14 protein-coding genes and 1 pseudogene are annotated in these 12,665 nt (G+C 61.6%); 10 read left to right on the plus strand and 5 right to left on the minus strand.

From position 1 onward, the window contains the following. Positions 1-18: 18 nt before the first annotated feature. On the minus strand, positions 19-624 hold the full coding sequence (locus tag LDP01_RS21460; RefSeq protein WP_224094101.1) for a TasA family protein: 606 nt from the start codon (positions 622-624) through the stop codon (positions 19-21). Positions 625-874: 250 nt separating this feature from the next. On the opposite strand from LDP01_RS21460, the gene LDP01_RS21465 reads away from it, so the two are divergent. From LDP01_RS21465 to LDP01_RS21510, 10 genes and pseudogenes are all read left to right on the plus strand, one after another. Continuing rightward, positions 875-1,315: an iron chaperone gene (locus LDP01_RS21465; RefSeq protein WP_224094103.1), complete on the plus strand. Its 441-nt coding sequence runs from the start codon at positions 875-877 to the stop codon at positions 1,313-1,315. Positions 1,316-1,955: 640 nt separating this feature from the next. Then, positions 1,956-2,511, plus strand: a pseudogene (locus LDP01_RS21470) (RNA polymerase sigma factor). Further along, a complete protein-coding gene (locus LDP01_RS21475) occupies positions 2,508-3,371 on the plus strand; it encodes a hypothetical protein (RefSeq protein ID WP_224094105.1) in 864 nt (287 codons plus the stop codon). Before LDP01_RS21470 ends, LDP01_RS21475 begins: the two are co-directional and overlap by 4 nt. A 9-nt stretch (positions 3,372-3,380) precedes the next feature. After that, complete coding sequence (locus tag LDP01_RS21480) at positions 3,381-3,806, plus strand: CoA-binding protein (RefSeq protein WP_224094107.1); 426 nt, start codon at positions 3,381-3,383, stop codon at positions 3,804-3,806. Between the two features lie 301 nt (positions 3,807-4,107). Beyond that, positions 4,108-4,812, plus strand: coding sequence for a polysaccharide deacetylase family protein (locus tag LDP01_RS21485; RefSeq protein WP_224094108.1), 705 nt, complete (start codon positions 4,108-4,110; stop codon positions 4,810-4,812). A 20-nt stretch (positions 4,813-4,832) separates the two neighbouring features. Next, positions 4,833-5,243 (plus strand): MmcQ/YjbR family DNA-binding protein, encoded by a 411-nt coding sequence (locus LDP01_RS21490; protein ID WP_224094109.1) that lies wholly within the window; start codon positions 4,833-4,835, stop codon positions 5,241-5,243. A 117-nt stretch (positions 5,244-5,360) separates the two neighbouring features. Then, positions 5,361-5,987 (plus strand): tetratricopeptide repeat protein, encoded by a 627-nt coding sequence (locus LDP01_RS21495; RefSeq protein WP_224094110.1) that lies wholly within the window; start codon positions 5,361-5,363, stop codon positions 5,985-5,987. Positions 5,988-6,164: 177 nt separating this feature from the next. Then, on the plus strand, positions 6,165-7,574 hold the full coding sequence (gene ngcE, locus LDP01_RS21500) for an N-acetylglucosamine/diacetylchitobiose ABC transporter substrate-binding protein (protein WP_224094111.1): 1,410 nt from the start codon (positions 6,165-6,167) through the stop codon (positions 7,572-7,574). After that, positions 7,571-8,596, plus strand: a complete 1,026-nt coding sequence (locus tag LDP01_RS21505) for a carbohydrate ABC transporter permease (RefSeq protein WP_224094112.1) — start codon at positions 7,571-7,573, stop codon at positions 8,594-8,596. The genes ngcE and LDP01_RS21505 overlap by 4 nt, the downstream gene beginning before the upstream one ends. Beyond that, a complete protein-coding gene (locus tag LDP01_RS21510) occupies positions 8,596-9,489 on the plus strand; it encodes a carbohydrate ABC transporter permease (protein ID WP_216922004.1) in 894 nt (297 codons plus the stop codon). Before LDP01_RS21505 ends, LDP01_RS21510 begins: the two co-directional genes overlap by 1 nt. A gap of 93 nt (positions 9,490-9,582) precedes the next feature. Here LDP01_RS21510 and LDP01_RS21515 read toward each other — a convergent pair whose 3' ends face one another. From LDP01_RS21515 to LDP01_RS21530, 4 genes are read right to left on the minus strand one after another with little or no spacing between them, the layout of a single operon-like run. Then, entirely contained in the window at positions 9,583-10,107 is a 525-nt protein-coding gene (locus tag LDP01_RS21515; protein WP_224094113.1) for a flavin reductase family protein, read from the minus strand. Between the two features lies 1 nt (position 10,108). Next, entirely contained in the window at positions 10,109-10,480 is a 372-nt protein-coding gene (locus LDP01_RS21520) for a cupin domain-containing protein (protein ID WP_224094114.1), read from the minus strand. 2 nt (positions 10,481-10,482) lie between these two features. Then, a complete protein-coding gene (locus LDP01_RS21525) occupies positions 10,483-11,970 on the minus strand; it encodes a 4-hydroxyphenylacetate 3-hydroxylase family protein (protein WP_224094115.1) in 1,488 nt (495 codons plus the stop codon). After that, positions 11,967-12,653: a DUF2848 family protein gene (locus LDP01_RS21530; protein WP_224094116.1), complete on the minus strand. Its 687-nt coding sequence runs from the start codon at positions 12,651-12,653 to the stop codon at positions 11,967-11,969. Before LDP01_RS21530 ends, LDP01_RS21525 begins: the two co-directional genes overlap by 4 nt. Positions 12,654-12,665: the final 12 nt, after the last annotated feature.

The raw sequence follows: 12,665 nt of genomic DNA on the forward strand, positions 1-12,665 counted from the left end.
TGGTGCTGCTTGCTGGTGTTACTTGGTGGTTTCGGTGCGTTGGGTGCCGGTGAAGGCGAAGGCGATGGTGCTGGTGGCGCCTTGGAAGGTGTCGTTCGCGGTGGTGGGGAACGCGGTGGTGACTTTGAGGTAGTCGGTTTTGGCCGGGGCCAGGGCGGTGAGGTTGTTCAGGACCTTGTTCGCGGTGATCACCGGGGCGGCGGCCATGACGGTGGTTTTGGTGCCGGTGCAGGTGTAGGGGGCTGCGGCGCCGGTCCAGGCGACGGAGCAGTTCTCGATGGTCAGCTGCAGGCCGTTGGTGACGTCGGTGGTGAGCAGTGAGGCGGTGGCGCCGGCGGAGGTGGTGAGGGTGACGTTGTTCAGGTCCGAGTTGCCGGTGTTGGCCAGGGTGACGAGCTTTTCGACTTTGTCTCCGGGCAGCAGGCCCGCGACGGGGACGTTGAGGGTGTTGTTCGCTCCGGTGCCCAGGGCGATGGTGACGGTGCCGGCGGTGACTTGCTGGCTGGCCGAGGTGGAGGAGGTGAACGCGCCGTAGGTTCCCATGCCGGCGACGGCGGCTGCGGTGCCGAGCAGTGCGACGGAAGCGAGGACCTTGCCGGAGGTGGTCTTGAGGCTGATGGCCATGGGAATCAGTGTCCTTTCGGGAGGCCACCGCTGCCGGCCGGCCGTTTCGTGTGCCGGCCCTGAGTGGCTGACAAGAACCACTGTGCCGGGCCCGGATCAAGAACCACTCCTGCAATCCATCAACACTTGCTCAGGAAAAGATCAATGAAGCGCAGTCCTGAAGTCGAGCAGTTTCGAAGAAGCCCGGCGAACGGCGACGGACCTATCGTTGAAATATCCGAAAGATTTCCAGCAGCGAGAGGGGCCTGCCATGACGGAGACCGGAACTACCAAGTCCTACGACGGATTCTCCGAGGACGAACGCGCCGCCATGAAGGAGCGTGCGCAAGAACTCAAAAAGACCAGGAAGGCTTCCAAAGCCGACGGCGAGAGCGACGTCCTGGCAAAAATCGCCGAGATGCCACCAGCGGACAAGGCCATTGCGCAGCGACTCCATGCGCTCATCAGGGAGCACGCGCCGGAGCTTTCCCCTAAGACCTGGTACGGAATGCCGGCGTATGCCAAAGACGGGAAGAACATCGTTTTCTTCAAGAGCGCCGACAAGTTCAAGAGCAGGTATGCCACTCTCGGCTTCGAAGAGAGTGCGATGCTCGATGACGGCAACATGTGGCCAACATCGTATGCCCTGACTGAACTCACCCCGGAGCTTGAAACAACGATCGTCGAGCTCATCAAGAGGGCGGTCGGCTAGCGGAGCGGAACCGGCGACGACGGCGGCGGTCACCCTGGAAGGTGACGGCCGCCGTCGTACGTGTTCATGTCCCTGAACGGGCCTAACTTGGCGGCTGATCCGGTTGGTGTGTTGGATCCGGATGTGGCGGAACGGGACCAGGGTCCGGAACCGGAAGCGGTCCGGGCGTCGGATTTGGATCCGGAATAGGGCTGGGCGGGAACGGGGTAGTGGGATCCGGTGGTGGCTGGACCGGCCCCGGTTCCGGCGGGAACGGCTCAGGTTCGTGAGTCGGAGGAAGCGTCATCATCTCTCCTTTGGAACTCGGAATTGGTCCTTCCCAGACTAGTGATTATGTGTGCAGAGTCCAGAGCTCACTGGTGGCGTTGACGGGCCGCAAAAAAGTTTTCAAAAAAGTTCGTACCTCGCGTAACCCTTTGGCGTACCCCGACGATTACGTCTTTGAAAGGGCCGGGCTGGAATTTGTCCCCCATCATGTTCCAGCCCGGTTCTTCTCTTTCCTGATGAGATTTTGAGGGACATGATGGGCCATCCTTGGGGTGGCCCGGTTGAGCAGATACCCTTGGTGGGTTGCCGTCGAGCCAAGGCGGACGACCCTGCTCCAAACCCGGACCTGCCGCCGATCGAAAGTCCCTTTACTGTGACCGACGCATTGACCGACGAAGCGCTTCACGCGCTCAAGGGCAATAACGCGGAATTGTTCAGCGCCGTCTACCAGGCGTACGCCGGACCGGTTCTCGGCTACCTGACCGCTAAAGGCGTGTCGGATCCCGAGGCCATCACACAGGACGTGTTCCTTGCTGTCCTGCCCCGATTGGATGAGATCCGGGGAGGAGCAGGCGGATTACGGACCTTTGTTTTTTCCGTGGCCCACGCCCGCATGGTAGATGAGCATCGGAAGCAAAGCAGGGCCCCGGAACACCACCAGTTCGAGCCGGAGCGCGATACCCGCGAATCGGGTTCTGCAGAATCAGAGGCCATGGGCCTCCTGGCCCCTCACGAGGTCATGAAGCTCCTGGATTACCTCGGGGACGACCAACGCGACGTGCTGGCCCTGCGGATCGTGGCAGGCCCTGACCGTGGAGCAGGTGGCCGTCACCATGGGGAAATCCGCCGGCGCGGTGAAGCAACTGCAGCGCAGGGCTTTGATGACGCTCCGTGAGCATTCGGCAGTAAAGGAATACGTGTCCTCATGACATACAGGGATATGGAACGCGAAGGTATCGTCGACGAGCTCCTGCTCGACGCCGGGCTCACTGACGCGCCCGACCTGCGCCAGGCCCTGCTCTCCATGCGTTCCTTCGCGACCCTCCCGGCACCTGCCCCGAACGCGGCGCTGGCCGCGATGCTAGCCGGACCCCATGATGAAGTCAGCAAGCGCCGTTTGCGAAACAAGCACCGCACGGCTGTGGTGGGCGTTGCCGTGGTTGCGGCTATGGGGCTCGGCGTGAGTGGTGTGGCTGCGGCCAGTTCCGGTTTCACCCGTACACCCACCTTCGTTGATGAGCTGCTGGGCAATTTCGCTCCGAAACCTTCGGCCGCAGCGCCCGCGCCTGACGCTCCAAAGGTCAGCACCGAACCAGCGCCCTCAGTGGATCCCGCAGCCCTCCCGCCAGCCACCGAATCACCTGCGGTGCCGCAGGCTCCCGACGCTGCCGGGCCGTCAGGCCAGGCCTCTTTGCAGCCAGCGACTGGAGCGCAGCCAGCGACCGGAGTCCGGCCAGCGCCTGGAGCGCAGGCGGCGGGAGCGCAGGCGGCCGACGTCGCGAACGTCCCGGCTTCGGGCGCGGGCGGCGAGTTGCCCCCTACGGGCCAAGCGAAGCCTGCGGAAGCAGTGCCTCGGGAGATAAGCCTTGACGAGGGAAAGCTTGGGCAGGCCGGGCTCCCTGACGTTGTTGAACCAACCGCCGCGCCGACTGCAACTGCCAAGCCCGCCCCGGCCCACGGTAACAAACCAAGCCAGGCACTCCCATCGCTGGGCGGGAAGCCGTCTCACGAAGAGTTCCAGTCCTTTATGGAGAAGCTGAAGCAGTGGTTGAGGGGCGCGGGACACTAAGCTTGCCTCATGATGCATGTCAACGATCCGGCCGTAGTGGAACGATTGATGCGAACAAAAGGATGCTGGGCAATAGTAGGGCTTAGCAAGAATGAGTGGCGCTCCGCATACGACGTCTCCCTGTACGTTCGGGACCGCATGGGCATGGAGATCATCCCCGTGAACCTCAAGGGCGAGGACGTCCATGGCGAAAAGGGATACAAGTCCCTTATGGATATTCCTGCGGAGAAACACCCCATTGACGTCGTTGACTGCTTCGTCAACTCCCAGCGGGTGGGCGCTGTTATTGATCAGGCAATTGCCATCGGTGCCAAGGCTGTGTGGCTGCAGCTGGGCGTTTTTGACGACGACGCCGTGCAGCGCGCCAGGGATGCGGGTTTGGACGTCGTGGTCAATTCCTGCCCGGCACGCGAAGGCTGGCATTACGGCCTGTAATCGCCGGGTCGAATCCTTTGCTAATCTGCAGCTGACTCATTCTTTTAGCCTTGGGGGACGGCCATGTGTGGCGACCATTCAGCGGTGCCCATTTCCATGCCAGTTTCCCAACCAGCCCGGCGGGCCGTTCTGGGGGTATTCGGTGCTTCGCTCGTTGCCGGTTTGAGTGCCTGCGCAGCACCCGAAACCACAACCGCGCAAAGCACAGTCCCTCAAAGCACAGCCCCGCAAAGCACGACGCCGGAGCTGCCGCACGGTTCCGCGTCGGCGTCGCCTGAGGTGGCGGGCCCCGAACGGCGGGTTGTCGGTCGGGGGTGAGGTGCCGCCGTCGTCCAGTGCAGCCCCAACCCCAACGCCCGCCGCCACGAAACGGATCCGGCGGACGTTCATTCCCGATTACCAGCTTCCGCCGATTGTTGGCGGCCTTGCACCCGTGATCACCAAGATCGAGACCAAACACCCGGTAGTGTTCCTGACGATCGACGACGGCAATATCAAGACCCCGGAATCGGTCAAGCTCATGGCTGACTACGACTATCCGGCTTCGCTGTTCCTGACCAGGGACACCATCGCGGACAACCCCGCATTCTTCAACGCGTTCAAGGCGCAAGGCAGCCTGGTGGAGAACCACACCGTCACGCACAACATCAACATGGTGCGGCAGTGGGGATACCAGCAGCAGCTGAACGACATCGTCGGCATGCAGGACTACGCGCTTCAGCAGTATGGCCGGCGTCCCACGCTGTTCCGCCCCCCGGGCGGAGCCTACTCCAACGTCATGCGCCAGGCGGTTGCGGCCGCTGGAATGAAGGCGATCGTCACGTGGGAGGCCAAGGCGAACGCCGGAAAAATGGACTACCAGGTTGGTAACTCCCTGCGTCCCGGCGACATCGTGCTGATGCATTTCCGTGCCGAGTTCGCCGCGGACCTCGCTGCCTTCCGTGCTGCGCAGTTGGCCGCGGGCCTGGAAGTGGTGCTGCTGGAGGACTTCCTGGGCGTGGCATAGGGCCGGGTAAGCTCACCTCCATGGATGTTTCCCAGCTCCGCCGGATCTGCCTGGGTTTTCCCGGTGCCTTTGAAGACTTCCCCTTCGGACCTGAAACCTCCGTGTTCAAGGTGCGGGCCGCCGTCGCGGGTGGAGCGCGGCACGAGGCCAAGATGTTCGCGCTTTCCGCCATGGATCCTGACAATTGGTCCGTGAGCCTGAAGTGCGAGCCCGCGTTGGCAGAGCAACTCCGCGCAGCGCATCCCGAGATCACGGGTGCCTGGCATATGAACAAGACCCATTGGAACGGCGTCCGCCTGGATGGAGCCCTTCCCGATGACATGATCCGGGACATGGTGGAGGACTCCTATGACCTGGTGGTGGCTACGCTAAGCCGCAAGCAGCAGGAACAGCTCGGCTGGGCGCGGCTCGCCAACGGCACTGGTCTCTGAGGCCGGACTGCACCGGCTCTGACACGGCCCCCGCACCCTCTCCCCACGCCGCTGACATGGGGCTAGATTGATAGTGCAAGCCAACGGGCGCAGCTGGGGCTGGTCAGGAGCGGGTTGATGCTGGATCAGGGAACTTTGGATCACTTATGGAACTTTGGCGACCCGGCAGCGTCCGAAGCCAGGTTTCGTGCAGCCATGCTGGAGGAAATCTACGACGCCGATGAGCGGGCCGAGCTTGCAACCCAGCTTGGTCGGGCCATCGGTTTGCAGGGCAGGTGGGACGAAGCTGACGCACTCCTTGACGGGGTCGACGGCGACGAACCCACTGTGGGCGTGCGGGTACTTTTGGAGCGCGGCCGGATTTTGAACGCCGGCGGGCACCCAGCGATGGCGGTGCCGCTGCTGGAGCAGGCGGCAGAGTTGGCTGACCACCTCGGTGAGGAATTCCTGGCGGTGGACGCACTGCACATGCTCTCCATTGCGGACACCGCCCACGCGGAAGCATGGATGCGGAGCGCCCTGGAATACGCCTCCACGGCCCGCCATGAGCGAACCAAGCGATGGATGATTGCTTTGCACACAAGTCTTGGTTGGTTTCTGCGCGGTAACGGGCGCTTCACCGAGGCCTTGGTGGAGTTCCAATTGGCCGAACAATGGGCGGAAAGACTGGGAACTGAGCGGCAAAAGGTGCTGGCGCGGGAAGCGATTACCGAGTGTGGGAAAGCCCTTGCGGAGGGTCCGTAGAAAGATCACGCTTTGACAAATGTTGATCGAAACTACCGAGAAATATTGATTTTCGATCATTCGTGGTGAAGTATGTCACACGAAGGTTGGCGCTGCAGAGTGGCCAACCCAGACTGTCCGACTTTCCGGCCGCCTGCCGCAACAGTCGACATTACGAGTCACTGGAGGGTTACGAAAATGAACGTTCAGCACCAGTCCCTTGGCCGCCGCGGATTCCTCCGCGGGGCACTCGCAGCTGCGGTGCTCGTCCCCATGGGGGGATCCATTGCGTCCTGCGCAGCAGGTGGTGGCGGTACCACTACCGGCCCCACGGGCACTGTCTCCGACACCAACCCCTTTGGCATGGCGGACAAGTCCACCGTTGACGCCGTGATCTTCAAGGGCGGCTATGGCATCGACTACGTGGAGTTCGCCGGCAAGGCCTTCGAAAAGGCCCACTCGGGTTCCACCGCCAAGATTGCCCCGTCAACGGATATCGCGCAGGAGCTCCAGCCGCGCTTCGTTGGTGGCAACCCGCCGGACCTGATCGACAACTCCGGTGCCAAGGCCATTGGTTTCAGCACCATCCTTGCCCAGCTCGAGGACCTCACCAGCGTGGTGGAGGCCAAGAACCTCGAAGGCAAGGTAATCAAGGACACCCTCTACACCGGCGTGCTCGCTCCAGGGACCTTCGAGGGCAAGCTGGCGGCCCTGAACTATGTGCTCACCGTTTACGCCATGTGGTATTCGGACTCGCTGCTCAAGGCAAACGGCTGGACCGTTCCCAAGACCTGGGACGAAATGTACGCGCTCGGCGAGCAGGCCAAGGCCAAGGGCAAGTACCTGTTCCTCTGGGGCAAGGAAGCGGCCACGTATTACCAGGAAATGGCGATCGCCTCCGCTATCAAGGAAGGCGGGGACGACGTCCGGTTGGCCTTGGAGAACCTCAAGGCAGACTGCTGGTCGCACCCGGCCATCCAGTCCGTCTTCACGGCCTTGGACAAGATCATCAAGGCGGGATACTTCAAGCCCGGCGGTTCCGGAACGCAGTTCACGGCAGCGCAGGCCCAGTGGAGCAATGCCCAGGAAGCGGTTTTCTACCCGTCCGGTTCGTGGATCGAAAACGAGATGAAGGACCAGACCAAGGCGGACTTCAAGATGACGGGCGCACCAGTGCCTTCAGTGAGCGCGAGCCCCAAAAAGCCGTACGCCTCGCTGCACAGCGCAGCCGGCGAGCCTTACGTCGTTCCGTCCCAAGGCAAGAACGTTGCCGGCGGCAAGGAATTGCTCCGCGTCATGCTCTCCAAGGAAGCTGCTACCAACTTCGCAAAGACCAAGCTTGCTCCCACCATCGTCAAGGACACCGTGCCGGCCGACGGCTTCGGTTCCACGGCGTTGGTCTCGCAGACAAAGCTGCTCAGCGATGCAGGCGAGAACATCTACACCTGGAACTTCATCGACCTCTACGGCACCAACAAGGACCAGCTCGTCGTCTGGAACACCTTCCTCGATGGCAAGTCGGACGTTGCGACGCTGACCTCCGCCCTCCAGAACATCACCGACAAGGTCCGCAACGACAGCTCGGTCAAGAAGATTGAAGTGAAGTGACCGTAGTGAAAACCAAGCAGAGCCGGAACGACGACGGCCTGGCCGCCGTCGTTCCGGCCGTGGCCCCACCGGTTGTGGTGAGGCGCCGGCGCAAGCCGCTGACGTGGGACAAAGTCAGCTTCTTCGCGGTGTTCCTTGGCCTGCCGTTGGCGATCTATCTCTTGTTCGTGATCTGGCCGTTCATCCAGGCCTTCGGATATTCCTTGACGGACTGGTCGGGTTTTTCGCCCACACAGAACTTCATCGGCTTTGAGAACTACGCCAGGATCTTCTCGGACGACATCTTCATGAAGGCAATGGGGAACAACATCCTCCTGGTCATCGTGCTGCCTATCGTCACCATCATCCTGAGCCTGGTCCTCGCAACCATGGTCACCGTGGGCGGGAGCAGCAAGGGCCAGATCAAGGGGCTGCGAAATTCCAGCTTCTACCGCGTTGTTTCGTTCTTCCCATACACGATTCCTGCCATCGCGATCGGCATCATGTGGGGCCAGATTTATGATCCGTCCGGGGGTCTGCTCAACGGGATCCTGACCAGCATGGGCCTTGACCAGTTCAAGGACTTCGCGTGGCTGGGCGATAAGAACACAGCCATGACCGCAACGATGTTCGTGATTGTCTGGGGCTTCGTTGGCTTCTACATGGTCCTTTTCGTGGCCGGCATCAAGGGCATTCCTGCTGAGCTGTTCGAGGCTGCAAGGATCGACGGCGCGGGAAGGCTCCGCACCGCCGTGTCCATCACCATCCCGCTGATCAGGGACAACATCCAGACCGCCTACATCTACATGGGCATCCTGGCGCTCGATGCGTTCGTCTACATGGCGGCATTGAACTCCGGCGGTGGTCCGGACAACTCGACGCTCGTGATGGCACAGCAATTGTTCTTCACGGCTTTCAGCAAGGGCCAATTCGGCTTGGCCAGTGCCATGGGCGTCGTCCTGGCCGTGGCCACCCTGATCTTCTCCGGCCTGGTGTTCGTGGTTAACCGGCTCACTGGTGGCGACAAGGACGTGAGCATCTAATGACAACAAAAGTCTCAACCCCTGAAATGAAGTCGCTGCATTTCCAGCCGCGCAAACCCGCCACTACTCCCGGGGACAAACTGGTGGGCGCTGTTTCACACACTGCGCTGACCATTTGGTCGCTCATCGTGATCCTGCCGTTGTTGTGGACGTTCATGTCCTCCTTCAAGACATCCAGCGAGATCTTCGCCTCTCCGTTCGCTTTGCCCTCGCAGTGGCGGTTCGACAACTATGTGAAGGCCTGGAGTGAAGCCGGGATCGGGAGCTACTTCCTGAACTCCGTGGTTGTGGTGGGCTCGGCACTGGTGATCGTCATGGTGCTCGGTGCAATGTGCGCCTACGTCCTGGCAAGGTACACGTTCCCGGGCAGCCGGGCGATCTACTACCTCATGCTGGCCGGCCTGACGTTCCCGATCTTCCTGGCCATGGTCCCGCTGTTCTTCGTGCTGAAGAACATCGGACTGCTGAACACCCTGCCGGGCCTGATCATTGTGTACGTAGGGTTCGCCCTGCCGTTCACGGTGTTCTTCCTGTTCTCGTTCTTCAAGTCCCTGCCGCACGAAATCACTGAGGCAGCCGCACTTGACGGCGCAGGGGAGTGGCGGACCTTCTTCCAGGTCATGCTGCCGATGGCCAAGCCGGGCCTCGCCTCGGTTGCCATCTTCAACTTCCTGGGCCTGTGGAACCAGTTCCTCATCCCTGTATCCATCAATGCTGCAGGGCCCCGTGTTCTCTCGCAGGGCCTCGCGGCTTTCGCCGGCCAGATGGGGTACGCCGTGGACTTCGGGGCACTCTTCGCCGCAGTCACTGTCACGGTGGTTCCTGTGCTGATTGTGTACGTCATTTTCCAGCGTCAACTGCAGGGTTCGGTCTCGCAGGGCACCTCGAAATAGCACACGCCTGCCAAAAGCAACGCGGGGTCACTTACAGCCCATCCCAAGGGGATTTATGGGCCGTAAGTGACCCCGCGTTGCTTTAAGAGGGGGTTAGAACATCCAGGGGATCTCCGCGTGGCCGAAGTCGGAGAACGAGCCGAAGCGGCCCGCTTTGAACGCGAGAACCTCGCCGTCCCGGTCCCGGCACGTGGTGACCTGGCCGAAGAAGACCTGGTGATCTCCGACGTCGTACTGCTGCACAACGGTGCAATCAGCCTGGGCGAGGGCGCCCTTGATGACGGGAAGTCCATTCTCGGTCATGTCGAATTCGCCGTCGCCGAAACGGTCGCCGCCCCGCACCGCAAAGCGTCGCGCCATCGACTCCTGCTTGGCCCCAAGGATCGAGACGGCGAACTTGCCACTCTCGATCAACGCCTCACCGGTCCGCGTGCCGAAGTTCAGCGAGATCATGAGGATAGGCGGTTCCAGGCTGATGGAGGTCAACGAGCTGATGGTCATTCCGTACAGCTCATCCTCGTGCTTGGTGGTTACCACGGCGACACCCGTGAGGAAGCGGCCCATTGCGCGGCGCATCCCCATGGCATCGGGAACAGTAAAGAGCGGTGCGAGGCTCATGTCAGTTGCTCCGCTCGGCTGTTGCGGGATCCGTGTAGTACCGGACCTCGAACATCTTGGCCCCGGTCTCGGAAACCCACGGACCGTGTTCCATGCCCGGCGGGCGGGTGGCCCAGTCGCCGGCTTTGAAGGTCTTGCCCAGGCGCTGGTCCACGAACGAGCCCTCGAAGATGAAGACCTCTTCCCAGAAATCGTGCGTCAGGACGCCGTTGGGTGAGGTGTCCGTCCCGGGTTCGAACTTGAGGATGCGCGTGACGCTGTCATTGTCCGAATCCCGGGCAAGGATGGCCTCCGACAAGCCCTCAATGTGCGGGTTGCAGGGCGCGAAATCCACCGTGGAGGTGGGGGTGAACTCGAATTCGGGCTTTGCCATGGCTATTCTCCTTCCAAGCCGTTGACGCCGCCGTCTACTGGGCCGTTGATGCCGTAAGAACCAAGGTACTTGTCCAGCTCGGCCACCAGGGCGTCGTAGCCGTAGTTCCGGTAGGTGTAGGCACCGCGGACCACGAACGGGGCGCCCGCGTAGAACATTTCGTACTGCTGGTGGCGTCCGGCGAACTCGGAACCGATGATGTCCCAGGCCAACTTGAACAGCTTCACGCGCTCTTCGCTGGCAACACCGGGGGACTGCACATAGCGTTCCATGTCCGGACGGGTCACACTGCTGGTCATGTCCGCGACGCTGGACGGCAGTTGCAGCACGCCACCACCAACCAGATCGCGAAGGATCGAAATCACCCGCGGGTAAGTCTCGGACTGAAGACCCATGGCCCCGTAAAGTGCGCTCTTCCCGGGAACCACCATGCCGGCGTCGTCAACCGTTGCCGTGTATTCGGCCGCAAGGACCGCCGATTCAACCGACTGCACGATCGCGGCGAGCTCGCCAAGCTTCTCCTGCACGCCGGGGATCTTGTCCGTGCCGTTCACCTGGGTGACCTTGCGTGCAACAGAAGCAATGAACTTCAGCTTGGTGGAGAACCGGATCTGAGCCTGCCAGTTTCCCAACGCGTGGGCACCGGTGTCGAAGAACTGGCGGCGAAGGGTTTCGATGTTCCGGTTGATGAAGACGCGGTCCCAAGGGATCAGGACGTCGTCGAAGACAACCAACGCGTCTGGCTCGTCGTAGTGGCTGGTCAGCGGGTAGTCGAAGTCGCTGGTAGCTGCCGGCGCGAACGGACGGCGGCAGTATAGCTTCAACCCGTCAGTCGCCACCGGAACGGCGAAGCTGACGGCAAAGTCCACGTCATCCGGACCCAGCGGCTTGATGCAGGTGACAAACACTTCGTCCGCAATCGCCGCGCCAGTGGCGAGCATCTGCGAACCCCGGACAATGATGCCTTCCTCGGTTTCACGCACGACGCCGACCTGCAGGTATTCGCCTTCCCAACCGGACGCAGTGGTTGCGCGGGAGACCTGCGGCGGAATGATCGCGTAGGAAAGGTACAGGTTTTCGGAAAGGATCTTCTTGTAGTAGCGCTCGACGTTGCCGGCGAAGTCGCGCTCGTCATTCTTGAACACGTCCGCGTGCGAGCCGAAGGCGGCGAAGAAGGTACCCACGTGGTCGGGGCTGCGGCCTACCCAGCCATGGGTGTGCTTGGCCCACTTTTCAATGGCGTGACGGCGGAGGACGAGCTCTTCCTGGGTGCGCGGAGCAGCGAACGTGCGGTTCGCGGGTCCATTGATTTTTTCGGAGTGGAACTGCATGCCGTTGCTGGGATCGGCTGCGATGTCGAACAGCTCGGCCATGGTCCGGGCGACCTTCGCGAACGCCGGGTGTTCCAGGACGTTGCCGACTACCTCGCCATCGAGGATCACCGTCCGGCCATCGTTCAGGGACTTCAGGTATTGCTTTCCGGTTCTCATCGAAGTGAGCCTTTCTTGATTTTGTAGTTGTGTTCGATTCTCGTCCCATCCGGGAACGAGAGCGCTACTTTCCAGGAAGTTCCGTCAACGAACTTCCCCTTCAGCAGTGGCAGAGTGCCACCCAGGCACATGAAGTCAGAGTGACCGATGTCCGTCCGCGCCAGGAGCTTTTCGACGACGTCCGCTGGCTTGCGCAGGCCCGCCAACGAACCCTCTTGGTACAGTTCGCCGTCCACCCAGGAGCGGGCGGTGCACTGGTCAAGGTCCAGGTCCTCGAGTGAAGGGACTTCGATGACCTCGGAAGCGATGGGCTTGGGGCATGCCCTCTTGGAATCGCCAATGTCCTGGGCTTCGATGTCCCTGTCCGTGTGGTCGGAACCGATGCCGAGGTAGTACTTTCCGTCGTGGCGAATATAGAGTGGCTCAATTTCGCCGGAGGTCAGGTTGTTGCTGGTGTCGTGTTCGCCTGATGTATCGAACAGGTGCGAGTCCATCCGGTAGAACATAGGCACTTCCGGCGGTGGAGCCACGCCAATGGCTGCCAGCTCGTCGATGTGATGCTGCACGGCCTTGGGATCCCGGCCGGTATAGCCGGCCACTACTGCGTGGAAGTCCGAGACCGTGATTGTCTTGTCCGTGCCCACCACCCTGAAGGTGAGTGGGACTTGCCGTGTTGTTTCCATTACGTCTCCTTG

This window comes from Arthrobacter sp. StoSoilB13 (genome assembly GCF_019977255.1).
Taxonomy (GTDB): Bacteria; Actinomycetota; Actinomycetes; order Actinomycetales; family Micrococcaceae; genus Arthrobacter.

Bases quoted from the DNA above. Each gene is read 5' to 3' on its own strand.
- LDP01_RS21460 (WP_224094101.1), bottom strand. From the start codon at position 624: ATGGCCATCAGCCTCAAGACCACCTCCGGCAAGGTCCTCGCTTCCGTC.
- LDP01_RS21465 (WP_224094103.1), top strand. From the start codon at position 875: ATGACGGAGACCGGAACTACCAAGTCCTACGACGGATTCTCCGAGGAC.
- LDP01_RS21475 (WP_224094105.1), top strand. From the start codon at position 2,508: ATGACATACAGGGATATGGAACGCGAAGGTATCGTCGACGAGCTCCTG.
- LDP01_RS21480 (WP_224094107.1), top strand. From the start codon at position 3,381: ATGATGCATGTCAACGATCCGGCCGTAGTGGAACGATTGATGCGAACA.
- LDP01_RS21490 (WP_224094109.1), top strand. From the start codon at position 4,833: ATGGATGTTTCCCAGCTCCGCCGGATCTGCCTGGGTTTTCCCGGTGCC.
- LDP01_RS21495 (WP_224094110.1), top strand. From the start codon at position 5,361: ATGCTGGATCAGGGAACTTTGGATCACTTATGGAACTTTGGCGACCCG.
- ngcE (WP_224094111.1), top strand. From the start codon at position 6,165: ATGAACGTTCAGCACCAGTCCCTTGGCCGCCGCGGATTCCTCCGCGGG.
- LDP01_RS21510 (WP_216922004.1), top strand. From the start codon at position 8,596: ATGACAACAAAAGTCTCAACCCCTGAAATGAAGTCGCTGCATTTCCAG.
- LDP01_RS21515 (WP_224094113.1), bottom strand. From the start codon at position 10,107: ATGAGCCTCGCACCGCTCTTTACTGTTCCCGATGCCATGGGGATGCGC.
- LDP01_RS21520 (WP_224094114.1), bottom strand. From the start codon at position 10,480: ATGGCAAAGCCCGAATTCGAGTTCACCCCCACCTCCACGGTGGATTTC.
- LDP01_RS21525 (WP_224094115.1), bottom strand. From the start codon at position 11,970: ATGAGAACCGGAAAGCAATACCTGAAGTCCCTGAACGATGGCCGGACG.
- LDP01_RS21530 (WP_224094116.1), bottom strand. From the start codon at position 12,653: ATGGAAACAACACGGCAAGTCCCACTCACCTTCAGGGTGGTGGGCACG.